We start from the raw sequence: 21760 nt of genomic DNA, 5'->3' as shown, positions 1-21760 counted from the left end.
ATGTCAGTCGTCGCTCTCGAGCTCCGCCAGGACGTCGTCCGGGAGGTGCGCGTTGGAGTAGACGTTCTGGACGTCGTCGAGCTCCTCGAGCGCGTCCACGAGCTTCAGGAACTTCCGCGCACCGTCCGCGTCGAGGTCCACCTGCATGGACGGGACGAACTCGACGTCGTCGGTCTCGTACTCGATGCTGCTCTCGTCGAGCGCGGCGACCACGGCCCGCAGGTCCTGGGGCTCGGAGACGATCTCGAACGACTCTGTCGATTCCTTCACCTCGTCCGCGCCGGCGTCGAGGACGGACATCAGCAGTTCGTCCTCGGTAAGGCCGTTCTTCGGAAGCGTCACGACGCCCTTCCGCGCGAACAGGTACGCCACGGAACCCGGGTCGGCGATCGTGCCGCCGTTGCGGGAGATGCCGAGGCGCACCTCGGAGGCGGCACGGTTCTTGTTGTCCGTCAGGCACTCGATCAGCAGGGCCGAGCCCTGGGGGCCGCGCGCCTCGTACATGATCGTCTGGTAGTCGACGGCCTCGCCGAGCAGGCCCGCTCCGCGCTTCACCGCGCGGTTGATGTTGTCGATGGGCACGGAGGTCTTCTTGGCCTTGGAGACGGCCAGTTCGAGGCCGGGGTTACCCGCGACGTCGGCACCGCCGGCCCGCGCAGCGACCTCGATGTTCTTGATCAGCTTGGCGAAGGACTTCGCGCGCTTGGCGTCGATCGCAGCTTTCTTGTGCTTGGTTGTTGCCCATTTGGAGTGCCCCGACATGCTTACGCTTCTCCTCTGATCATCCGGATAAAGAGTTCGTGGACCCGCCGCTCCCCGGTGACTTCCGGGTGGAAACTCGTGGCCAGCAGGTTCCCTGAACGCACTGCGACAATTCTAGCGACCGGCTCCAAGTCGGCTCCGGATGCACCGGTACCCTGCGGATCGCGGCTGCGGGCGCCGCCGGACGGGCCCGCCTGCGGCGTCTCGGCGGCCGGCACCTGGGCCAGCACCTCGACGTCGGCCCCCACCTTCTCCACCCACGGTGCGCGGATGAACACGGCGCGCACGGGTTCCTCCGCGGCGACCGGCCCGGTCGTCGCGAGGCCGGCGAAGGCGAGGTCGGTCTCGAAGGATTCGCGCTGGCGGCCGAAGGCGTTGCGCCGCACCACCATGTCGAGCCCGCCGAGGGTCTGCTGGGGGTTGCCGTCCCGGTCGGTCGACGGATCGGCGATCACGTCGGAGAGCAGGATCATGCCGGCGCACGATCCGTAGACTGGCAGGCCGCCGGCGATCCTCTCCCGCAGGGGTCCGGCAAGGCCGAAGGTGCGCGTCAGCTTGTCCATCGTGGTGGATTCGCCGCCGGGGAGGATCAGGCCGTCGATCGCGGCGAGCTCCGACGCCCGCCGCACGGGCACGGCGCGGCCGCCGAGGGACTCGATGGTCGCGATGTGCTCGCGCACGTCGCCCTGCACCGCGAGCACACCGACGACGACGCCGCGATGCGCCGGCGCGGGTACCGGTGCCTGGGCGGCAGGACCGGCTGCCTCCGGGACACCGGGCGTGCGCGGGGACACCGACGAGAACGGGGAGGTCATCCCCCGATTCTAGGCCGTTCCCGCCCGTGCGGCGGCGCCCGGGCGGACCGGCGTGAGCAGCGCCTCGCCGCCGCGTCCCGGCAGGACGCGCACGCCTGCGATAATTTGTAGGCATGAATCCCCTTCCAGTCCTCGTGGGCAAGGCCGTGCGCATCGCCTCCCGCCTGCGCGGCGGCGGCTCCGCACTTCCCGGCCTCGTGGTCGAGCGCCTCGACCCCCGCTTCATGGGCCGCGCCCTGTCCACCCTCCCGCACGGCGTGGTGGTGGTCAGCGGGACGAACGGCAAGACCACCACCACCAAGATGGTCGTGGAACTGCTCGAGGGTCAGGGCCTGAAGGTGTTCACCAACCGCACGGGCAGCAACTTCACGCGCGGCGTGGCGGCGGCCCTCCTCGGCGACGTCGACTGGCGTGGCCGCCTCGACGCCGACGTCGCCGTCCTCGAGCTGGACGAGGCGCATGCCGTGCACTTCGTGAAGCTCGTCCCGCCGCGGTACTCGCTCCTCCTGAACGTGCTCCGCGACCAGCTGGACCGCTTCGGCGAGATCGACGCGACCACGCGCCTGCTCGAGCGCATCGCGCTGGCGACCACGGAGACGGTCGTGCTGAACCGGGAGGACCCCCGCGTGGCGGGCCTCGCCGCCTCCCTCCCGACCACGCAGGTGACCTACTTCGGGCTCGACGCCTCGCTGCGGAGCACCTTCCCGAACGACGACGAACTGCGCGGCGCCGCAGGCACGGCGCCAGCCTCCGCGCTGGCGGCGGACGTCGTCCTCCGCTCGGTGGACGGCAACGCGGCTTCCTTCGAGGTGGACGGCACCACGACGCACACCGAGCTGCGCCTGCGCGGCGTCTACAACATCTTCAACGCCGCGGCCGCTCTCGCCGCGGCGCGCGCCGTCCTCGGCGGCGCGGCGGACACCGCGCGGCTCTTCTCCTCCCTGGCCGCCGTGGAGCCCGCCTTCGGGCGCGGCGAGAGCCTCGTGGTCGACGGCCAGGCGCTCGAGCTGGTGCTCGTCAAGAACCCCAGCGGCTTCCGGCTCGGCCTGAAGTCCTTCGACCCCGCGGGCTGCGCGACGATGATCGCGATCAACGACAACTACGCCGACGGCCGCGACATGTCCTGGCTGTGGGACGTCGACTTCGACTCGCTCGGCCTCGGCGGCGTGGAGATGGTGAGCGGCGTCCGCGCCTACGACATGGCGCTGCGGCTGAAGTACGACGACGTCCGGGTGGGCGCCGTCGAGCCGGACATCACCGAGGCACTGAAGCAGTTCGTCCGGGGGTCCGAGGGCCGGCCCAAGCGGATCTTCTGCACGTACACGGCCATGCTCGCGGTCCGCCGCGAGCTCTCCAAGATCACGAAGGTCGAGGTTGTCTCCTGATGAGCGACGCCCCCTCCGCCGGCGCCCTGAGCGAGGCACCCGCCGACCCCGCGAAGGGGACCCTGCGCATCCTGCAGCTGTACCCGCGGGAGATGAACATCTACGGCGACTACGGCAACGTGCTCGTGCTCAAGCGCCGCCTCGCATGGCGCGGCTACGGCGCGGAGATCCTCGAGCACAACGCCGGCGACGCGTTCCCGGAGGACGTCGACATCATCATCGGTGGCGGTGGCCAGGACAGCGGTCAGGTGGTCATCCAGGACGACCTGCAGGCCATCGCCCCGAGGCTCCGCGACCTGGCGGAGGACGGCACGCCCATGCTGCTCATCTGCGGCCTGTACCAGCTGTTCGGCAACGTCTTCCGCACTCATGACGGCACCGTGATCCCGGGGATCGGCGTGCTGGACCTCGAGACGCGCGGCGGGACGGAGCGCCTGATCGGCAATGTCGTGGCGACCAGCGAGGAGTTCGGTGAGGTCCACGGCTACGAGAACCACAGCGGCCAGACCTTCCTCGGCGACGGGCTGAAGCCGCTGGCGACGGTGGTGAAGGGCGCGGGCAACAACGCGCACGAGAAGCACGAGGGGGCGCGGTACCGGAACATCGTGGCGAGCTACCTGCACGGGTCGCTGCTGCCGAAGAATCCGGCGATCGCCGACTTCCTCCTGCGCACCGCCGCGGAACGCAGATTCGGAGCCTTCGACGACGCCGGCCTGGACGACTCCCTGGCCGACCTGGCGCGGCAGCACGCGGGCGCCCGGCCCCGCTAGGACCCGGGCAGGACCACCGGCAGTACCGCCGGCAGGACTACCGGCAGGACCCACCGGCAGTACCACCGGCAGGACCACCGGGTGCCGGGAGGGAGGCGTGCCGGCGCGTCCGGCATCCTCGGCGTCGTTCCGCGAGGGACAGCACCCCGCCGTGCGCGTCAAGGGGCGACGTCGCCCCGACCCACCCCGGAGTGCTGCCGGTAGCGTTCGAAGGGACGGGCCCCGGCCGGGGCCCGCCACACCATCGGGCCCGCACAGGGTCCGCGGAAGGAGCGTCATGGCCAACGGAGTAGCGACAGTCTGGGTGCCGGTCGAGGACATGAACAGGGCCCTCGCGTTCTACCGGGACACCCTGGGACTGGACGTCACCACGGAGCAGGAGGACTGGTCCATGGTGGACGCCGGCGGGCTGACGATCGGCCTCAACGGCCGCGAGGACACGCACGGCGGTCGGGGCGGCGGCGCCGTCATCAGCTTCCAGCCCGAGGGCTCCATCGAGGAGGAGCTGGAGCGCATCTCGACCCGTGGCGGCGCGTCCATCGAGGGCGAGATCAGCGAGTACGCGTGGGGGCGGATCCTGCCGTTCAAGGACAGCGAAGGCAACGACCTCCAGCTCTACTCTCCCCCGTCCGAAGGCTGAGCGCGGCGCCGGGCACCGCCCCGGCGCACCCGGCCCCACCACGCCGGCCGGTCACGCTCCGTGACCGGCCGGCGCCGGCGAACCGTTGCGGACTCGTAACGGTCACGCCGCAGCACCCTCCGTCCCCTGTCCCCCGGCCCGGAGGCATGGCAGGGTCGGCTCATGGGCGCATCCGGTGCAGGGACACGGTCGCGACTCGCCGTGCTGGGCTGTGCCGTGCTCGCGGTGACGCTGACCGGCTGCGAGCCGTTCACCGCGCACGCCTGCCCGGCAATCGGCTGGGTCAACGCGGTCGAGATCAGGCTCGACGGTTCCGCGGACGACGTCCAGCGGGTCGCACGGGTGGAACTCTGCGACGACCGCGGCTGCTCCACGCCGGCCGCCCCGCCGGCGCCTCCCGCCGACAGGCCGCCCCCACCGCCGTCCCTCCCCGGGTCATCTGCCCTCCCGACGCCATCCGCCCTCCCGACGCCATCCGCCCTCCCCACGGCGGCCCCGGCGTCGTCGCACGATCCCGAGGCGCCGTACTACCGGGCGGAGCCCAGCGGGGATGGGCGCTGGACCGTGCAGGTCGGCATGTCCACCCCCGAGACCGTCACCATCAGGGCCTTCGCGGCGGACACCGCCGTCCTCGCCGAGGCGACGGTGGACCTGGCCTGGGAGCGGGTCGGAGGGTCGGCGGCGTGCGGCGGACCGATGGCCACCGAACCGCTCGGCCTGGCGATCCGCGGCTAGGTACCGGAGATCCCCACCCCGGCGTGCTGCTGCAGGCGATCCGGCTACTGCCGCAGCGCGCGCAGATAACGCCTGCGCACAATGCGCTGGGCCACGAGGATCAGCGGGAAGAGCGCCCGCCACGGCTGTGATGACGCGGCGCGGGTGAGTGATCGGACAGTGATGAGCACCGTGTCACCGTCGCGATGCACGATGAACGCCTCTTCCCCGCGCACAGGATGCCCCGGCCGCGTCCGGTAGGAGAAACCGATCCATTCCGGCTGCTTCACGACGGCGACCACCTCGACCGGTTCCGCGACGGTCAGGCCGAGGAGTGTCGCGGTCACGGTGAGTCGTTCTCCCGGCACGACCGGCCACGGACTGCTCACGGAGAAGCCGCTGCGGGTCTTCACCGCCCAGCGCAGCACCTCGGATCCGGCCCGCTGCCAGGTCGTGTCGCCGCGGCCGAGGACGGCTGTCACCTCGGACCGGCGGAACGCGCCATCGGTGGGCGGCCACAGCGGCTGATCCGGGGCCGTCGTCGCCTCCGGTCGGCTCACGGGGTTGCCCCTGCAGCGGCCGCGTCCGCGCCGACCCTCAGGCACCGGATGCTGCCCATTCGCGGGCGAGCAGCGCGTACTGCACGGTGCCGGCCCACGTTGCGCCGCGCGGCGTGCCCTCGACGAACAGACCCTCGCGCCGCAGTCCCAGTTTCTCGATCGCCCTCACCGAACTCCGGTTGTCCGCATCCGCGCGGGCGACGATACGGTGCCAGGCGAGCTCGGAGAACGCGATGTCGAGCAGTGCCTGCCCGGCCTCGAGCGAATACCCGAGGCCCGCAGTCTTCGGATGCAGGAACATGCCGAGTTCGCCCTGCAGGCCCTCGGCCGCACGCACGAGGACGGCGTCGCCGACCACGCGCCCGGACGCGGACTCGACGACGGCGTAGAACCGGCGGTCCCCCGGGCGTTCGAGCGACCAGCCGGCGGCCCGTTCGGCCAGCCATCCCGCGTACCGGCCCGGCTCCATCGGGCCGTGCCCGAGGTACCGCGAGGCGTGGGCGTCCGACCGGTAGGCCAGAACCGCCTCCTCGTCCCCGGGAAGGAGGCGGCGCAGGAGGAGACGGGCGGTCCGCGTCCCGCCGTGCAGCGGATCTTCGTCGTCTCCCCCGAGCGACGCGTCGGGCATTTCGTCGCGGTCGTCCTCCGGGCCGGCGGCCGGTTCCCGCAGCGATCCGCCGTCGTGCGCGAGCCGGCAGCGACCATCGGCCAGCGCGTCCTGCACCGCCCGGAGGGTCTCGCCCTCCTCGTGCCCCGTGGAATCGACGGCGTGGCCGTCCAGCATGCCGAGGGCCCCGAACTGATCCCACAGGGCGAGGATCGGGCCCTCGTCGACGAGCGCGCCGGGGCCGACACGCTGCCGGGCCCGCGCGAGCGCCGTCGGACGGTCGGGGCGCAGCACGACGTACTGCAGTTCCATGCCGGGGTGGTGCTGCAGCGCACGGCGGTAGTGCCCGAGCATCCACGGCCCCACGATGCCGTCCACCACCACGGTGTACCCACCGCGCGCGTAGGTGAAGGCGGCCTCGGCGATGACGCCGACGACGACCTGGTTCTGTGCGTCGGACTCGGGGAGGTAGGGCGGGATACCACCGGAGACGATCGCGTGCCAGAAGTCGTCGGTGTGCAGGTGGACGGCTCGCGGGTAGGTGCTCGCCAGCGCCCGCCCGATCGTCGACTTGCCCGACCTCGGTGGCCCGGTCAGGACTATCACGCTGCCGCTCATGCCTCCGAATGTAGCGGACGACGGAGGCCCCCGCCGGAACGAGCGACGGCCACGAGGTATGCGTCGTACACGGGTTCGCCGTCGGACTCGACGACGAGCGGGTGCACGCCGTTGATGTAGTCGACGAGTCAACCGTCCGTCTGGGAGTAGCTTTCGGTGCCGTGCGCCCCTGCCGTCATGCCGACGCCCCGGTCAGGACTCACCGCGATCATCAGGCAGCGAAGCATTCCGACCATAGGTAGCAGCCGCCCGCAGGGTCAAGGGTGGTGCGGTGAAGGGCGACAACGTGCAAAAGTTAGTTCCCATGAGCAACCCTTTCCTCGCACCGAGCACCCTCGACTACCAGCTGCCACCGTTCGCTGCGATCGAGGACGAGCACTACCTGCCCGCCTTCGACGCCGGGTTCGCAGAACACCTTGGCGAGATCGACGCCATCACGGGCTCCGCGGAGGCACCGACGTTCGAGAACACGCTCATCGCCCTCGAGCGCGCGGGAAGCACGCTCGACCGCGTGGCCCGCGTGTTCTTCAGCAACTCGGTCAGCCACGCGACCCCTGCCATCCAGGAGCTCGAGCAGCAGGTCGCTCCCCGCCTCGCAGAGCACGAGGACAACATCAAGCTGAACAGGTCCCTGTTCGAGCGCATCCGGCAGGTGCCGCTGGACGGGCTCGACGACGAGTCGACGCGCCTCGTCGAGGAGCACCTCCGCAGCTTCGTCCGGGCCGGCGCCGAGCTCGACGACGACGCACAGGCCACGCTCCGCCGGCTCAACTCGGAGCTGTCCGCTCTCAGCACCGAGTTCTCCCAGAAGCTCATGAAGGACACGAACGACTCCGCGTTGCTGCTCGACACCGCCGAGGAGCTCGATGGGCTGTCCGCCGACGCCGTCTCCGCTGCGGCGACCGCGGCCGCGGACGCCGGCCACGACGGCAAGTACCTCCTGACGCTCATCCTCCCCACGGCACAGCCCGCCCTGGAATCACTCACGAACCGCGACGTCCGCCGCCGCCTCCACGAGGCATCGGTTCACCGCGGCGCACGCGGCAATGACGCGGACACGCTCGCGATCACCACCCGCATGGCGACCCTGCGCGCCGAGCGCGCCGCCCTCCTGGGATTCGACACGCACGCCGCTGCCGCCACCGACAGCCAGACCGCGCCCTCCCTCGAGGCGATCATGGACCGGATGCGAGAGCTCGCCGCACCGGCCGTCCGCAACGCCCGCGCCGAAGCGGCGGAGCTGGAGGCCGAGGCCGGCCACCCGATCGAGCCCTGGGACTGGGCCTACTACGCCTCGAAGGTCCGGAAGGCGAAGTTCGACGTCGATCTGGACGCCCTCCGCCCCTACTTCGAACTCGAGCGCGTCCTGCAGGACGGGGTGTTCTACGCCGCGAACCGGCTGTACGGCCTGACGTTCACGGAACGCCGCGACCTCGTGGGCTACCACCCCGACGTCCGCGTGTGGGAGGTCTTCAACGAGGACGGCTCAGGCCTGGGCCTGTTCCTCGGCGACTTCTACACCCGCGACACCAAGAGCGGCGGTGCCTGGATGAACTCCTTCGTGGACCAGTCGTCGCTCGAGGGGACCCGCGCCGTCGTCGTCAACAACCTGAACATCTCGAGGCCGGGTGCGGGCGAGCCAACCCTCCTGTCCTACGACCAGGTGGTCACCACGTTCCACGAGTTCGGCCACGCCCTGCACGGACTGTTCTCCGACGTGACCTACCCGCTCTTCGCGGGCACGTCCGTGCCGCGCGACTTCGTCGAATACCCCTCCCAGGTCAACGAGATGTGGATCCTGTGGCCGGAGATCGTGGCGAACTACGCGCGCCACCACGAGACCGGGGAGCCGCTCCCCCAGGACGTCATCGATCGTATCCACGCCGCCGGCGCCTGGGGCGAGGGCTTCGAGACCACCGCGTACCTCGGAGCCACGCTGCTGGACCTCGCCTGGCACTCGATCCCCGCGGGCACCGTCATCGAGGACCCCCTGGCCTTCGAGGCCACCGCGCTCGCCGACGCCGGCGTCGACTTCGCGCCCGTGCCGCCCCGCTACCGAACCTCCTACTTCAAGCACATCTTCGCCGGCGGTTACGCGGCGTCGTACTACGCCTACATCTGGAGCGAGATGCTCGACGCCGACACCGTGGAGTGGTTCAAGTCCTCGGGGGGCCTCACCCGTGGGAACGGCGACCACTTCCGCCGCGAACTGCTCTCGCGCGGCAACAGCATCGACCCGCTGGAGGCCTTCCGCCGGTTCCGCGGGCGCGACGCGGACCTCCACCCGCTGCTCGTCCGCCGCGGCCTGGCGTGAGCACGGGCCCGGGCTGCCCCGGATGGTGACGATCGCGCAGTCCCAGCGGCTCCAGGCCGCGTGGTACGCGGCGCTGGCCGCGGCCACGGGTGGCAAGACCTTCTCCACGCACGGCTGCACCTGGGTCTGGCTGCCCGCCCGGCGGGAACTCCTGATGATGTTCCCCGACGCCGTCAGCGCCTCCGCCGTGCGCCCTGCCCTCGCCGAGGGCATGAGGCTCGGCGCTGCGTCGGCCCGGGTGTGGCTCAACAGCGCGGTGGACGCCACCGACCTCCGGCCCCTCGGGTTCGCCCCGAGCTGGCAGCCGTGGTGGATGGCGGCGCCGGTCTCCGCCGTCGTCCGGTCCGGGGACGACGACGCCGTGCTCACCACCGAGGTGCCGGACTACTCGGGACCGCTCGCGCAGGAACTGCAGGTGGTCCGGTCGGAGCCGCGGCAGGCCTGGCACGCCGTGACCCGGGACGCCGTGAGCGGCAACATCTCGGGCGCCGCGTACTCCTTCCACCCCTCCGGCGACCCGGGCCTGCACGGGCTCGGCGGGATCCACCACCTCGAGGTGCTTCCCGCCCACCAGCGCCGCGGACTCGCGACGGCCCTCCTGAGCGCCACCGCCCGGGCGGCCGGCCAGGCCGGCGCAGTGCACCTCGCCGTGAACGCCACGCCGGAGGGATACGAGTTCCTCTCCCGGCGCGGGTTCACCCTGCTCGGTCGCGGCCGGACTTACTCGCTGGGCCTCTGAGCGTCGCTCCGGCGTCGCTACTGTGGGGGCATGATGATCGATCCACGCCCCTTCCCTCCCGCGGCCGCGGATGAAGCGGCCACGCTGACCGGGTTCCTGGACTACCTCCGGGGGACAGTCGTCCTCAAGGCCCGAGGACTGAGCGACGCCGACGGCGCCCGCCAGATGGTGCCCTCCCCCACGACGGTCTCGGGGATCGTCCGCCACCTCGCTCAAGTGGAACGAAGCTGGTTCCACGACGACATCGACGGCGGCACCGATGGCCCGTGGGCACGGTCCCGGCGAAACCGGGCCTGGGAGTTCGGCGTCACCGCGGAGGACAGCCTGGAGGATCTCCTGCTCGACTACGCCGCCGCGTGTGCGGAGTCGAGGCAGGTGCTGTCGGGGCATGGCCTCGATGACCCGTGCCTCGGGACGTCGACGGAGCACAACGTCCGTTGGGTGCTCGTCCACATGATCGAGGAGACCGCGCGTCACTGCGGCCACCTCGACATCATCCGCGAGCTGCTCGACGGCACGACAGGGCAATGACCCGTTCCGCCGTCGCTTGACCCTGCCCCCGGGGCCGGGTGGACGCTCGAGGTGTGGCAGGACCGCCACGACGACATCGCAGGGAGGTACCGGTGCCGCTGATGAGCAGTGGGGCGTTCAGTCGCCGCACGCGGCTGAGCAGCAAGGCGCTGCGCCTCTACGCGGAGAGCGGCCTGCTCCCGCCCGCGCGGGTGGATCCGCGGAACGGCTATCGGTTCTACGGCGACCACCAGGAGGCCGACGCACGCCTGATCATCCTGCTGCGAGGGCTCGACATGCCGCTGGGCATGATCGCCGCCGTCCTGCAGGAGGACACCGGCCGACGCGCCGACCTGCTCGCCGAGTACTGGGCGGGCGTCGAAGCGACCAGGCTCGCTCAGAGGCACCTGGCGGCGTACGTGATGTCGCACCTCATGGACGGGAAGGAGACGTCGATGGACGTCAGGACGAGGCAATGCAGTGCCACCACCTATGTGACCGAGAGGAGGCGTCTGCGCCCGGAGGAGATCCCGGACTTCATCCGCTCGTCGTGCGACCGGCTCGCCGCCGTGGCCGAGGGGCTCGGCGGGTGGGCGGGGTCGCTGACCACCATCTATCGGAGCCCGGTCAACGACACCACGGACGGCGTCGTCGAGAACGCCGTGCCGGTGCGCGGCGATGTGCTGCCGGCGGACGTCACCGGTGCGACGAACGTGCTGGTCGAACCGGCCGGGGAACTCGCCTACGTCAGGCTCACGCAGGCCGAGGTGGTGTATCCGCAGATCCTCACGGCGTACGACGAGGTCTACGCCTGGCTGTCCCGCGAAGGCTTCACGCCCTCGCTGCCACCGCGTGAGATCTACTTCGCCGCGTTCGACGACGCACACCCGGAGGCCGAGGTCTGCGACGTCGCGGTCCCCTTCCGCAGGTAGCCCGGGACGCCCCCCTGACGCGGAGAGGACCGCAGCCCGAGGCGGGCTGCGGTCCTCCGATCCGTTGAAGCGGTTGCTCCGGTACTACGCTCCGGTACTACCAGCCGCGCTCCGCGAGACGGTGGGGCTGCGGGATCTCGTCGACGTTGATGCCGACCATGGCCTCGCCGAGACCGCGGGACACCTTGGCGATCACGTCCGGATCGTCGTGGAAGGTGGTCGCCTGGACGATGGCGTTCGCGCGCTCCGCGGGGTTGCCGGACTTGAAGATGCCCGAGCCGACGAAGACGCCGTCCGCACCGAGCTGCATCATCATGGCGGCGTCCGCCGGGGTGGCGATACCGCCCGCGGTGAACAGGACCACGGGCAGGCGACCGGCGGAGGCCACCTCCTTCACGAGCTCGTAGGGTGCCTGGAGCTCCTTGGCGGCGACGTACAGCTCGTCCTCCGCCATCGAGGACAGGCGGTTGATCTCCGAGCGGATCTTGCGCATGTGCATCGTGGCGTTCGAGACGTCGCCGGTGCCCGCCTCACCCTTGGAGCGGATCATCGCCGCGCCCTCGTTGATGCGCCTCAGCGCCTCGCCGAGGTTGGTGGCACCGCAGACGAAGGGGACGGTGAACTTCCACTTGTCGATGTGGTTGGTGAAGTCGGCCGGTGTGAGGACCTCGGACTCGTCGATGTAGTCGACGCCGAGGGACTGCAGTACCTGCGCCTCGACGAAGTGGCCGATACGCGCCTTCGCCATGACCGGGATGGAGACGGTCTCGATGATCTTGTCGATCATGTCGGGGTCGCTCATGCGGGACACGCCGCCCTGCGCGCGGATATCGGCGGGGACCCTTTCGAGCGCCATGACGGCTACCGCACCGGCGTCCTCGGCGATGCGTGCCTGCTCGGCGGTGACGACATCCATGATGACGCCGCCCTTGAGCATCTCGGCCATGCCGCGCTTGACCCGGTTGCCGCCGGTCTGAGCTGTGGTTGCCGATCGGTCTTCAACGGTGGACACGATTTGCCCCTCAAGGTAGATAAAAGCTGACCCCCCATGATACGACGCAGGGCGGCCCTGCCCTGGTCGCCGGCCGCGGCTCATCACCGGCCGCCACGGGCCCGTAGGTGAGCGGCTGTCGCGTCCGAGCACGCGACAGCCGCCCTGTAGGAGGATCGGCATCTGGGACGGCTCCAGCGGACACGCTCACCCTGCTCAGAATTCAGACGCATGGGGAAGCGACCAAAGAGTGTTGTCCAGCTTATCGTGGGGCATGCGACTGACCCGTGATCGTGATCGACCTGCTAAGCAGCAAGTGGCCCTAGTCCTCCTGATCGGGGTCTTGTCAGCAGGGCTGTGGTACGGCTGGTTTGCCTGGGACACCGAGTATCAATACGACCGATCGACGGGCCGCATGGGCGGTCCATACGCCGTATGGCAGGGCGTCGGGGCGCTCCTTTGCAGCATCCCGGTGTTCTGGTTAGCGCAACGCCTCCTGCGTTTCGTTGTCGCCTTCCTGGTGATGCCGAGCTGCTTCACCTTCGCCTGGATCACCACAGCTGCCGCGACTGACGTCACCGGTCTGTGGTTGGTGGGTGCAATTCTCGTTGGCTTCGGCTCCATTGTCGGATCGGCTGTGATGCTTGGACTTACTGCTGCCGTTGACTCTGATCTCAGGACAGACAACCGCTCCGCCGCTACTCCCACCTGAAATACCTAACCCCGCATCTTGCCAGCAACTCGAGCGGCAATCAGGTAGCAATTTCTACTCGTCGCACCCGCCGAACGGCCGGCAACTCGGACCGAGGACTGCTCACGGTTGTCCCGCAGGACGATCCTCGAGCAGGACGAAGCTGCAACGGGCGGTTCACTCGATCGCTGAGAAGATCACGCTGAGGTCTGATGGTTCTGCTGGATCATCTACGTAGACCTCTCGCCTGAGCCGGCGAGGCACACGATGCTCGACGAGCTCTTCGAGGTGGGTGTCCTTAGTGGTGAGGAGACCAGAGGGTACCGACAACGCCTGAGCGTGAATCAGGTGATCGCCCACTCTGACGCCCAGGGATGCTGAGCGGTGCGTGGCGCAGGAGCAGGGATCTTCGTGTGGGCAGCCGTGGTCGCCGCTGGCGTCGCGGCCTTCCTCCAAGACTCGCCCGCGGCCTTCCACGCTCTTCGCGTCCTGGGAGGTGCGTACCTCTTCTACCTCGGCTATCGCACCCTCACCACCCGCGCCCGCGACCGCGGAGCACACACCACGACGCCAGTGACAGTAGCTGCAGTTGGTGCAGCGCAGGACCCTTGCACGGGCACTGTCACCACGGATGACTCGGCTACTACCCGTACCTATACCCCTGCCGATGACCTGCAACCACAAGGCACTACCCCGACGAGATGGCCAGCGTTCAGCGCCGGGGTGCTGTGTTGCCTCACGAACCCGAGAACGGGACTGTTCTTCCTCGCTCTCATACCCCAGTTCACCCCCACCGACGCAGCACCTCTCTACGTTGTAGCCGTTGTCGGTGGCACCGTCGCAGCAGTAATCGGCGGTTACCTCGCCATTGTCGCCCTCGGCGCGCACACCGCCGCAACGTGGCTCAACCGACCCACGGTCACCCGGTGGATCCATCGAGTATCGGGTGTCGTCTTCATCGTGCTCGGGCTCATGACCACCACCCCCGTCATCGCCGCCCTGCTCTAACCGATGACAGTCACACCGCCACACGCGGGCACCAGCCTCGAACACGTTCGTCGATGATGTCCCTGCTGCTCATCCTCGGAAGCGCCACGGCACCGAGACCGACGCGGGAGACACCGAGGCTTCGGAGGCGTGGGGACACTCACCTCGAGCCGACGGTGGGGAACACCACCGGCATGCTCTTCCTCGAGGACATCCTCGAAGAACTCGTCGATGAAGTACGGGACACCACCGGCAACGCGCAGAACCACGGTGTCCTGGCATCTCTAGATCAGATTTGTCGGCAAGGACAAAAAACCTCCGAGAAGCCGGCAGCGCGTCCCCGTCAGCAGGGCATGGGCTGCTGGCCGAGGGTCGCGAAAGAGGGGTTTCTCGCCGTGGTCATTGGTCTGGTTCTTATACTGGCCGCATGATGATGTCGCTGCTGTTCGGTGTGGTGGCCTCCAGCGCGCTGATCATCGGCGCGCTGATCGGTGTGCGGTTCGACCTGCCCAAACGGGTGCTGGCGATCCTGCTGGCTTTCGCCGCAGGGTCCCTGATCACCGCGCTGGCCTTCGAGTTGTTCGAGGACGCTTTCGAACAGGGAGGCATCTGGCGGGCAGCACTAGGGCTACTCGCAGGTGCCCTCGTCTTCACCGTCCTGAGCGCCCTCCTTGATCGGTGGGCTCAGGCAGGCCCGGAACCTGCGCCGGCTGACGAGCATCAGGGCAGCGCGAAACTGGACACCGACGCTGCCGCCTCGGAACGCTCCGCCTCGCAATCCTCCGTGCGCGGCGCGGCAGGCCTGGCCCTGCTCGCCGCCGTGACCCTCGACGGGGTCCCGGAGAACGTCGCCCTGGGTGTGGCGCTGGGCGGAGGAACCGGCGGCCTGGCGCTATTGGCCGCGATCTTCGTCTCCAATCTCCCCGAAGCCCTGGTAGGAGCATCATCGATGCGCTCCCAAGGCTCATCGACGGGGAAGATACTCGGGCTGTGGGGAGCATGCGCCGTCCTGCTGGTCGCCGCTGTTCTCATCGGCGCGGGCCCCCTCTCCGGAGCGGACCCGGAAGCGATCTCAGTGCCCCTGGCTTTCGCCGCTGGTGCCGTCATCGCGTCTCTGGCCGACACCCTCATGCCCGAAGCCTACGAACACGGCGGACCTGCAGTAGCCATGAGCACCGCCGCCGGCTTCGTCCTGTCCTTCACCCTGTCCCTTATGTGAGCGTTCAAGTAGGTGCTCCTACGCGTTGCTTGGCCCCTGGTACTCCTGCGCACTGGTACACGCTCCGGATGTCCGATCGGGACCCCTCGCAATCGGGCACTGCCCACTTGTGGTGTCAGGTCGGGCAGTGGAAGGTAAAGGAAAGGCGGCTTTCCCCGTCGCCTCGGCCGGCGACCCCTGGAGCGGCAGCTACGTCCACAACTCCGGCAACCTCCCCCTGGACCTCCTGTACAACCTGATGCTCGAGGTGTCCGGCCGACCGCAGAAGTGCCGCAGGTACGAGATGACGGACAACAAGACCGCCCGCTCCACGATCTCCTACCTGATCGTCCGCGACCAGGCGCACGGGAACGGTTACGCGAAGGCCCTCGAGACCCTCGGGGTGAACTGGAAGTCGCTGCTGCCGATCCCGAAGACCAACGCCGAGCAGTTCCCCGAGGTCAAGAAGCTCCTCGACCTCGCGCTGCAGAGCAAGCAGTACACCTTCGACCTCAAGGGACAGTCGGAGGCCGGGAAGATCCACCAGGGGCTGTCGCCCTCGAATGACGGGACGAATCTGGATGCCAGCGAGCAGGCCCCAGCGGGTGTGCCGTCGGAGATCGCGCCGGAGCGCTTGGAGGAGTTCGCTCCCGGGCTGGATCCCGAACTACTCCAGCTGATCCAGGCCACGGCCGACAGGGAGATGGCCGACATCGACGCGACGTTCGGCCCGATGTCCAAGTAACTGCTGCACCAAGAACGGAGGGGATGCCCGCAACAGGCTGGCATCCCCTCGGGATGTACGTCGTGATGCAGGTGAACACGCACCGGTCATGGTCACAGGTCATTCACCTCGCGACGATTCATGACGGTGCAGCCAGAAAACAGCGGCGACAATACCTACTCACAGGTATCCGGGGGCCACAGCGAAAACAGCAGTAAGGACATGCCGTTGGCGCTGGGAGACTTCATGCATCAGCCGCGATGCGTCGTCGTAAGGTACGACGTCGGAGATCAGGTGCTTGCGGATCACATCGCCGTGGGAGCGGAGTAGCTTGATGGTTTCAGCAGAGAGCCGGGCACGGTCCCAATGCCCCGCCAGGCCGCGGGGTACCCGGCCGATCTGCGCGCAACGTAGGCTCAGTCCGTTGTGATGGAACTCTTCGCCGAGGCGCACGGCGTCCGCTCCGCTGGTATAGAAAGCCAGATCGATAATGCTTCCCTGAGGGCGGGCGGCACGGAGGGCGGCATGGAGTGCTTCGGGACGTCCACGGCATTGGAACACGACGTCCGCTCCCCGGTCTGCGGGGCCATGGCGCCACCGTGTTTTCAATAGCTTGCCGGGATCGTCATCCAGGTCCAGGTCCAGGAAACCCAGGTCTGCCGCCAACCGGCGGCGGCGGCGGTCCGAGTCTGCGACGGCAACCTCGCGCGCGCCGAGGGACTGGGCGAACAGGGCGGTGAGAAGCCCGATGGGACCGGCTCCGGTGACCAGCACCTGACGTCCGTCCACGCCATCAGCAAGACCGCGGACCATGCCGCCGGTTGCCTCCGCTGCCGCATGCAGCAGACCGTTGGCGCAGATCGGCCCGAGGTGCGCCACGAAGACGCCCAGCAGCGGATCAAGCTCCTCGCCCAGTAGCACCAGATGCTCATTGAGCGGATCCGCCACATGCGCGGTGGCATGCCCGAACGCGCAGGCGAGGACGTCTCCCTCGGAGAATGCCGCAGTTCGCGATTCCGCTACCCTGGCAACTTCCATATAGCCGAGCCTGCGGATCGGGTAGGCGGTGCCGGCGGAGTGCGGCAAGAAAAGGCCCAGGTCGGGATCGAGTCGCGACCGCAGCCCCGGGTGGTCCCCTTTCACAAAGGCAAGTTCCGTGCCCGCGGACAGGCCGGTGACGAGGGTTTCGAGCAGCAGTTTGCCCTCGGGAACGTCGGGCAACTGCTCCTCGATGATTTCCAGAGAGCCAGGTGCCGGGATGACGAGATTGCGGCGGCGCTTCACACTATTGCCCCGCGGACCGCTCTTGGGGCAACCTCACCGGCAGTCCGGTGCGGGCCGAATCAGCGATGGCGCAGCCAAGCCGATGACTGCCCAGGGCCTCAGCATAGGGAGTGCGTGTGGCTTCCCGCTCACCTCGGACAGCTTCGATGAATTCCCGGTCCACCGTTACCCGTGGGTCCTCCGCGCTTTCCCGATCCGTTCGTGAGATGCCGTTGAAGCTGCTGAGGCCGGCTTCGGATACCTCCAGGTACAGGCCACGGCTCACCGTATGGAGAGCAGCCCGATGTTTGGCGGCCAGCACGGACGTCGCGGCCAGCGTGGCCACCGCTCCGGAGGCGAAGCGCATCGTAGCGGCCGTGGCGTCGTCGACGTCATCGGATTCCTGGCTGGCCCTGCCAGCTGTCTGCCTGTCGGTTTCCGGCGCACTGCGGATGCCGGCGGCATAAACTTCGACGACGTCGCCGAGGAGGAAACGGGCAGCGTCCAGAACGTGGGTCAGCTGTTCCACCACCTGCCCCCCGGAGCGGTCCACCCGACCCCACCACGGGACCGGCGGGCGCTTGTCGAGCCAGTAGCCGCTGGCCAACAGGGCAGGCGCCTCCGCCAGCAGATCGCGCGCGTGCTCCATGGTGTCCGCGCAGCGCCAGTGGTATCCGGTGCCGGTCACTACACCGGCAGCCTCGACGAGCACTCCGATTTCCTCCGCGCTTTCCCGGCCCAGGCCGACCGGCTTCTCCACGAACAGAGGTAGGCCCCGGGAGAGCGCGGCGCGCTCACCCGAACCGTGCGCGAAGGGAGGAACACAGACATAGGCGGCATCGGCATCCGTAAGGTCGAGCGCAATATCGGGGTCGGTGAAGGCTCGTGCGTCCAGCTCTCGGGCCAATTTCTCCGCCGCCTCCGGAAGGGCGTCGGTGACACTGGTGATCCGGACGCCGAGCTGCTGCAGGGTGCGCGCATGGCGCTGCCCTACGGAACCGGCCCCGATAAGAGCTACTTTCACCGTCACGGAGCCTCCTGAAGAATCTGGTCGTATAGATGCAGGTAGCTTGCGGCCATCGCCTCCGGCGTCCAGACGGACGCTGCCTCGATGCAGTCCTCGGCACGAATACTGTCCAGCTTCTGCAGGAACCCCGCCAGCTCCGGTTCCTCGGCGGCAAGAAACCCGGTACGGCCGTGCTGCACCAACGAGGGCAGCACCCCTAACGGTGTCCCAACGACGGGAACGCCCCGTGACAGGGCTTCCACCACCCCTGTCGCTCCGGGCTCGGCCCATCGGTTGGGCGCCAGGAGTACCCGGGCGGAACGCAGAACGCGTTCCTTCGCTTCGCCGCCGACACCCCCGATCCACCGGTACCTGTGTCCGTCGAGCAGCGGACGAAGCTCGTCCTGGAAGTAGATGACATCGGGGTGGGATGCCAGCTGGGCGTCACCGGACGCGAGACGGCGATCCAGCTCAGCGGGATCATCGATACCGCCAACCGGCCCGGCGAGTATCAGCGGCAAGCCCGCCTGCCGGCAGATCCGCACGGCCGCATCCTGCCCCTTGTCCCGGGTGATGCGAGCCAGCACCAAGGCATGATCTGATTTGTCCGCCCGAATCTCCAGTGCCGGCGGGGCCGCAAGCGGGACGACACCGATGACCTGGCGCCGCAGTGCCTCCGGTGCGCGGTCCAGCTGGGACTGCGATACCGCGGCGAACCGGACACGACCACGACCGTCGAAGGATTCATAGAACGCGCCATGCTTCGCCAGATCCCAGTGCAGGGTCTGCAGCACGGGGGGGGCGGCCGGACCCATCGCAGCGAAGACGGCAGGTCCCACGACTTCGAGATGATCATGGACGAGATCCCAGCTGCCACCGTCATAGATGGCCTGAACGATCCCCTGCATCTGGGCGTGCGCGATACCCGAAACCTGGTTGTAGGGCCGGGCAATCGCGGCGAACTGCGGCCCGGCCAACGGATACAGGTAGCCGTCGGCTTCGATCGTGCTGGTACCGACGGTGGCCAGCGTGACATGAACACCGGCCCGGCGCAGTTCGGGAATCAGGGTGGCGATGACCGTTTCGATGCCACCGTAACCGGCGGGTGGGACGGGCAGCCACGGGCCGGCATTCACGAGAACCCGCACGCTCAGGCCCGGTCGCCGGTCAGGGACCAGTGCTGTCCGATGTCCAGCATGGGCGGGCGTTCGGACACCCCGATGACGGCGGTGTCACCAATGTAATTCTCCCCGTTCCGCAGGAACTGCGTCAGTTCCACGGTGCGGGGGGCAGCCGGGGCAAGCCCGCGCCGGTGAAGTCTCGCCTGCACGGTGAGATGGATCTGCATCGCCATCCTGGCCAGCTCCCCATCGGTCGAGTTGCGGTGACGGCGCTCTCCGAGATCCACCTGGGCCATACCGTCCAGGCCCACCGTTTCCAGCACATCGATCAGCATGCCGATCTCGACTCCGTAGCCGGAGACAAACGGTATGCATTCGAGCAGGCTGCGGCGCCCGGCGTACTCCCCGGCCAGCGGTTGGACGACCGCCGCCAACTCAGGCCAGAACAAATTCAGCAGTGGACGCGCCACGAGTTCGGTCACCCGGCCACCCCCGGCCGGCATGACCTTCACCCCGTCGTCGAGGGGGCGGTCGTAGTAGCTCTTGACGAAGTGAATCTGCGGATCCGTCAGCAGCGGACCGAGCAGACCGACCGCGAACTGCGCGTTGAATCCCCGCAGGTCTGCATCGATGAACACGATGATGTCGCCCGAAGCGATCGCCAGGGACTTCCACAGCGCTTCGCCCTTGCCAGGAATACATCCGGTGTCCGGCAGGATCTGGTCCTGGTGAGCGATCGTGGCTCCAGCCGCCGCCGCCACCGCGGAGGTATCGTCCGTGGAGTTCGAATCGATCACGATGATCTCGTCCAACAGGGGCAGCTCTTCCATCAACTCGGCGCGCAACGCGGTGATGATCGACCCGATAGTTGCTGCCTCGTTCTTCGCCGGGAGGACCACACTGACCCGCTGACCTTGCTTGCGCGCCATCAGGTCCTGCCGGTCGAACACGCTCCCCCGGAAGCTCCGGACCGAATACCAATCCTGAACCTCTGCCCGCATGCCGGTTTCCTCTCGCCAAGCGTCCCGGTAGACCCCAACCCGTCTATGGATAGGATCAGGTCGAAGCCTACGGTTCCGCCAAGCCCTTGGGAATAGATCAAGAACCCGGCGGTCCGTGACCGGAGGCCGCCTCAATCGGGACGGCGCAGGCCTGGATCAGAGTCGGATCATGGCCGGAAGCCTGGGGGAAACCAACGGCACTGAGGAGAACTGATGCGCCAGACACGGGCCAGCGGAACCCCTCCACGTCTGGTGCTGTGGAGGCATGGGCAGACTGAATGGAACGTGCTGGAGAAAGCACAGGGCCACGCAGACATCCCCCTCGATGCAACCGGTCGCCGCCAGGCACAGCAGGCCGCGAAGCTATTGGCTACCTTCAAGCCCCGCTTCATCTGGTCCAGCGATCTGGAACGCGCCCGGCATACCGCCGCCGAACTGGCCCGACTGACCGGTCTGGAACCGGTGTTGGACAAGCGGCTCCGCGAATACCACGTGGGTATCCGGGAAGGCACCACCTTCGGCGAGTTCCGGCAGCAGCACCCGGACGTTCATAGAAAGTTCTTCACCGAAGAGAACTACCGGGTTCCCGGCGCCGAACTGCCCTCGGAGGTGAACCAGCGGATGAAGACCGTGATGGTGGAGGCAGCTCGAGCCCTACACGGCGGCGGCACCGGTGTGCTGGTCGGACACGGGGCAGCCCTGCGCAGCGGACTACTGGCCTTCTTCGACGCCCCAGCACACATGCGCGAGATGTTCGCCGGCATGGCCAACTGTGCCTGGACCGTTTTGGAAGAACACCCCGACCGCGGCTGGCAGATTATCGACTTCAACGCACAAACCCTGCCCACTACGTCTGTGCCGCTGGCCGACGACATGCCGGCCGCGCACGACACATAGAACCAGACCGGAGCCGCTGCGCCGGCCAATCCTTCTTTCAGGAGGCAGCGCCTCAGCGGCAGATGCAGGATACTTGCCCGGTAGGGAAGAACCCGGTCAGGTATGACCAGATAACTTTTCCGGGCTTCCAGTACTTGTTCTTTTCCATAGCGACCGCAACAGGCGGAGATCCCTTCTGGTTGTGCATGGCGATGCATGAACACCCACGGTCGACGCTTTTCACGGCAGGCTGACGGGTCGAATGCCGGGCCTACCCTCCCCCATAATTACAGGGCACCCCTTGTCTCGAACACTTGCCTCGCCGTGTTTCGCCTCAGGAGTGCTCGCGCTCGAGGTTTGTGCGTCAGAATGACGACATGACGCATCTCGGATATCCCCGAGTCGCACATCAGGGGACAATGTGCCGAGCATTTCGGAGTCGGGCCGTGTTCTGCTTTGATAGAAAGCAAGCTAGCGAAGGCGCATCGGATATCGGAGTAGGTTCCATGGTCCCCCGGACGGCAGAGCATCCTCGG

22 protein-coding genes and 1 pseudogene are annotated in these 21760 nt (G+C 68.3%); 14 read left to right on the top strand and 9 right to left on the bottom strand.

Annotated elements, in window-relative coordinates:
* Nucleotides 1-3: 3 nt before the first annotated feature.
* Nucleotides 4-762 (bottom strand): YebC/PmpR family DNA-binding transcriptional regulator, encoded by a 759-nt coding sequence (locus tag AC4D2C_RS04940; RefSeq protein WP_490913128.1) that lies wholly within the window; start codon nucleotides 760-762, stop codon nucleotides 4-6.
* A 2-nt stretch (nucleotides 763-764) separates the two neighbouring features.
* Nucleotides 765-1577 (bottom strand): pyridoxal 5'-phosphate synthase glutaminase subunit PdxT, encoded by an 813-nt coding sequence (gene pdxT / locus AC4D2C_RS04935; protein ID WP_490913126.1) that lies wholly within the window; start codon nucleotides 1575-1577, stop codon nucleotides 765-767.
* 113 nt (nucleotides 1578-1690) lie between these two features.
* Between pdxT and AC4D2C_RS04930 the strand changes: the two genes are divergently transcribed.
* The 4 genes from AC4D2C_RS04930 (at nucleotide 1691) to AC4D2C_RS04915 (ending at nucleotide 5107) form a co-directional block, all read left to right on the top strand.
* Complete coding sequence (locus tag AC4D2C_RS04930) at nucleotides 1691-2962, top strand: MurT ligase domain-containing protein (RefSeq protein ID WP_490913125.1); 1272 nt, start codon at nucleotides 1691-1693, stop codon at nucleotides 2960-2962.
* Nucleotides 2962-3732: a type 1 glutamine amidotransferase gene (locus AC4D2C_RS04925; protein ID WP_490913124.1), complete on the top strand. Its 771-nt coding sequence runs from the start codon at nucleotides 2962-2964 to the stop codon at nucleotides 3730-3732. The genes AC4D2C_RS04930 and AC4D2C_RS04925 overlap by 1 nt, the downstream gene beginning before the upstream one ends.
* A gap of 277 nt (nucleotides 3733-4009) precedes the next feature.
* The gene (locus AC4D2C_RS04920) at nucleotides 4010-4372 is read left to right on the top strand and encodes a VOC family protein (protein WP_490913122.1); all 363 of its coding nucleotides are present in this window, start codon (nucleotides 4010-4012) and stop codon (nucleotides 4370-4372) included.
* Nucleotides 4373-4534: 162 nt separating this feature from the next.
* Nucleotides 4535-5107: a hypothetical protein gene (locus AC4D2C_RS04915; protein WP_490913121.1), complete on the top strand. Its 573-nt coding sequence runs from the start codon at nucleotides 4535-4537 to the stop codon at nucleotides 5105-5107.
* A gap of 44 nt (nucleotides 5108-5151) precedes the next feature.
* On the opposite strand, the gene AC4D2C_RS04910 is transcribed toward AC4D2C_RS04915, so the two are convergent.
* Nucleotides 5152-5646: a DUF1990 family protein gene (locus tag AC4D2C_RS04910; RefSeq protein ID WP_490913119.1), complete on the bottom strand. Its 495-nt coding sequence runs from the start codon at nucleotides 5644-5646 to the stop codon at nucleotides 5152-5154.
* A 37-nt stretch (nucleotides 5647-5683) separates the two neighbouring features.
* Complete coding sequence (locus tag AC4D2C_RS04905; protein WP_490913117.1) at nucleotides 5684-6871, bottom strand: GNAT family N-acetyltransferase; 1188 nt, start codon at nucleotides 6869-6871, stop codon at nucleotides 5684-5686.
* Between the two features lie 304 nt (nucleotides 6872-7175).
* On the opposite strand from AC4D2C_RS04905, the gene AC4D2C_RS04900 reads away from it, so the two are divergent.
* The 4 genes from AC4D2C_RS04900 (at nucleotide 7176) to AC4D2C_RS04885 (ending at nucleotide 11366) form a co-directional block, all read left to right on the top strand.
* Nucleotides 7176-9185: a M3 family metallopeptidase gene (locus AC4D2C_RS04900; protein WP_490913115.1), complete on the top strand. Its 2010-nt coding sequence runs from the start codon at nucleotides 7176-7178 to the stop codon at nucleotides 9183-9185.
* 22 nt (nucleotides 9186-9207) lie between these two features.
* On the top strand, nucleotides 9208-9924 hold the full coding sequence (locus AC4D2C_RS04895; protein ID WP_490913114.1) for a GNAT family N-acetyltransferase: 717 nt from the start codon (nucleotides 9208-9210) through the stop codon (nucleotides 9922-9924).
* A gap of 30 nt (nucleotides 9925-9954) precedes the next feature.
* Complete coding sequence (locus AC4D2C_RS04890) at nucleotides 9955-10455, top strand: DinB family protein (protein ID WP_490913113.1); 501 nt, start codon at nucleotides 9955-9957, stop codon at nucleotides 10453-10455.
* Nucleotides 10456-10556: 101 nt separating this feature from the next.
* Nucleotides 10557-11366, top strand: coding sequence for a MerR family transcriptional regulator (locus tag AC4D2C_RS04885; RefSeq protein WP_490913111.1), 810 nt, complete (start codon nucleotides 10557-10559; stop codon nucleotides 11364-11366).
* A 97-nt stretch (nucleotides 11367-11463) separates the two neighbouring features.
* On the opposite strand, the gene pdxS is transcribed toward AC4D2C_RS04885, so the two are convergent.
* A complete protein-coding gene (gene pdxS, locus AC4D2C_RS04880) occupies nucleotides 11464-12378 on the bottom strand; it encodes a pyridoxal 5'-phosphate synthase lyase subunit PdxS (protein WP_334209659.1) in 915 nt (304 codons plus the stop codon).
* Between the two features lie 253 nt (nucleotides 12379-12631).
* Here pdxS and AC4D2C_RS04875 point away from each other — a divergent pair, with 253 nt between their 5' ends.
* From AC4D2C_RS04875 to AC4D2C_RS04855, 5 genes and pseudogenes are all read left to right on the top strand, one after another.
* Nucleotides 12632-13069, top strand: coding sequence for a hypothetical protein (locus AC4D2C_RS04875; protein ID WP_490913110.1), 438 nt, complete (start codon nucleotides 12632-12634; stop codon nucleotides 13067-13069).
* A gap of 363 nt (nucleotides 13070-13432) precedes the next feature.
* Entirely contained in the window at nucleotides 13433-14056 is a 624-nt protein-coding gene (locus tag AC4D2C_RS04870) for a LysE family translocator (protein ID WP_490913109.1), read from the top strand.
* Between the two features lie 173 nt (nucleotides 14057-14229).
* Entirely contained in the window at nucleotides 14230-14466 is a 237-nt protein-coding gene (locus tag AC4D2C_RS04865) for a hypothetical protein (protein ID WP_490913108.1), read from the top strand.
* Nucleotides 14463-15254: a ZIP family metal transporter gene (locus AC4D2C_RS04860; RefSeq protein WP_490913106.1), complete on the top strand. Its 792-nt coding sequence runs from the start codon at nucleotides 14463-14465 to the stop codon at nucleotides 15252-15254. Before AC4D2C_RS04865 ends, AC4D2C_RS04860 begins: the two co-directional genes overlap by 4 nt.
* A gap of 142 nt (nucleotides 15255-15396) precedes the next feature.
* Nucleotides 15397-15978, top strand: a pseudogene (locus tag AC4D2C_RS04855) (manganese catalase family protein); the annotation flags it as partial.
* 159 nt (nucleotides 15979-16137) lie between these two features.
* On the opposite strand, the gene AC4D2C_RS04850 reads toward AC4D2C_RS04855, so the two are convergent.
* Genes AC4D2C_RS04850 through AC4D2C_RS04835 form a run of 4 tightly spaced genes read right to left on the bottom strand, consistent with a single transcriptional unit; the run spans nucleotide 16138 to nucleotide 20348 of the window.
* On the bottom strand, nucleotides 16138-17241 hold the full coding sequence (locus AC4D2C_RS04850; RefSeq protein WP_490913105.1) for a zinc-binding dehydrogenase: 1104 nt from the start codon (nucleotides 17239-17241) through the stop codon (nucleotides 16138-16140).
* Between the two features lies 1 nt (nucleotide 17242).
* A complete protein-coding gene (locus AC4D2C_RS04845) occupies nucleotides 17243-18250 on the bottom strand; it encodes a Gfo/Idh/MocA family protein (RefSeq protein WP_490913103.1) in 1008 nt (335 codons plus the stop codon).
* Nucleotides 18247-19374 (bottom strand): glycosyltransferase, encoded by a 1128-nt coding sequence (locus AC4D2C_RS04840; RefSeq protein ID WP_490913102.1) that lies wholly within the window; start codon nucleotides 19372-19374, stop codon nucleotides 18247-18249. Before AC4D2C_RS04840 ends, AC4D2C_RS04845 begins: the two co-directional genes overlap by 4 nt.
* A 2-nt stretch (nucleotides 19375-19376) precedes the next feature.
* Nucleotides 19377-20348, bottom strand: coding sequence for a glucosyl-3-phosphoglycerate synthase (locus AC4D2C_RS04835; RefSeq protein ID WP_490913100.1), 972 nt, complete (start codon nucleotides 20346-20348; stop codon nucleotides 19377-19379).
* A 213-nt stretch (nucleotides 20349-20561) separates the two neighbouring features.
* Between AC4D2C_RS04835 and AC4D2C_RS04830 the strand changes: the two genes are divergently transcribed.
* On the top strand, nucleotides 20562-21245 hold the full coding sequence (locus tag AC4D2C_RS04830; RefSeq protein ID WP_490913099.1) for a histidine phosphatase family protein: 684 nt from the start codon (nucleotides 20562-20564) through the stop codon (nucleotides 21243-21245).
* Nucleotides 21246-21760: the final 515 nt, after the last annotated feature.

This window comes from Arthrobacter sp. TJ-240, from assembly GCF_058269195.1.
The sequence above is the reverse complement of the archived record's forward strand: the minus strand, read 5'-3'. Positions and strand labels throughout refer to the sequence as shown.

Bases quoted from the DNA above. Each gene is read 5' to 3' on its own strand.
- AC4D2C_RS04905 (WP_490913117.1), bottom strand. From the start codon at position 6,871: ATGAGCGGCAGCGTGATAGTCCTGACCGGGCCACCGAGGTCGGGCAAG.
- AC4D2C_RS04835 (WP_490913100.1), bottom strand. From the start codon at position 20,348: ATGCGGGCAGAGGTTCAGGATTGGTATTCGGTCCGGAGCTTCCGGGGG.
- AC4D2C_RS04890 (WP_490913113.1), top strand. From the start codon at position 9,955: ATGATGATCGATCCACGCCCCTTCCCTCCCGCGGCCGCGGATGAAGCG.
- AC4D2C_RS04885 (WP_490913111.1), top strand. From the start codon at position 10,557: ATGAGCAGTGGGGCGTTCAGTCGCCGCACGCGGCTGAGCAGCAAGGCG.
- AC4D2C_RS04940 (WP_490913128.1), bottom strand. From the start codon at position 762: ATGTCGGGGCACTCCAAATGGGCAACAACCAAGCACAAGAAAGCTGCG.
- AC4D2C_RS04920 (WP_490913122.1), top strand. From the start codon at position 4,010: ATGGCCAACGGAGTAGCGACAGTCTGGGTGCCGGTCGAGGACATGAAC.
- AC4D2C_RS04830 (WP_490913099.1), top strand. From the start codon at position 20,562: ATGCGCCAGACACGGGCCAGCGGAACCCCTCCACGTCTGGTGCTGTGG.
- AC4D2C_RS04925 (WP_490913124.1), top strand. From the start codon at position 2,962: ATGAGCGACGCCCCCTCCGCCGGCGCCCTGAGCGAGGCACCCGCCGAC.
- AC4D2C_RS04865 (WP_490913108.1), top strand. From the start codon at position 14,230: ATGCTCTTCCTCGAGGACATCCTCGAAGAACTCGTCGATGAAGTACGG.
- AC4D2C_RS04930 (WP_490913125.1), top strand. From the start codon at position 1,691: ATGAATCCCCTTCCAGTCCTCGTGGGCAAGGCCGTGCGCATCGCCTCC.
- AC4D2C_RS04875 (WP_490913110.1), top strand. From the start codon at position 12,632: ATGCGACTGACCCGTGATCGTGATCGACCTGCTAAGCAGCAAGTGGCC.
- pdxT (WP_490913126.1), bottom strand. From the start codon at position 1,577: ATGACCTCCCCGTTCTCGTCGGTGTCCCCGCGCACGCCCGGTGTCCCG.
- AC4D2C_RS04860 (WP_490913106.1), top strand. From the start codon at position 14,463: ATGATGATGTCGCTGCTGTTCGGTGTGGTGGCCTCCAGCGCGCTGATC.
- AC4D2C_RS04895 (WP_490913114.1), top strand. From the start codon at position 9,208: ATGGTGACGATCGCGCAGTCCCAGCGGCTCCAGGCCGCGTGGTACGCG.
- AC4D2C_RS04900 (WP_490913115.1), top strand. From the start codon at position 7,176: ATGAGCAACCCTTTCCTCGCACCGAGCACCCTCGACTACCAGCTGCCA.
- AC4D2C_RS04915 (WP_490913121.1), top strand. From the start codon at position 4,535: ATGGGCGCATCCGGTGCAGGGACACGGTCGCGACTCGCCGTGCTGGGC.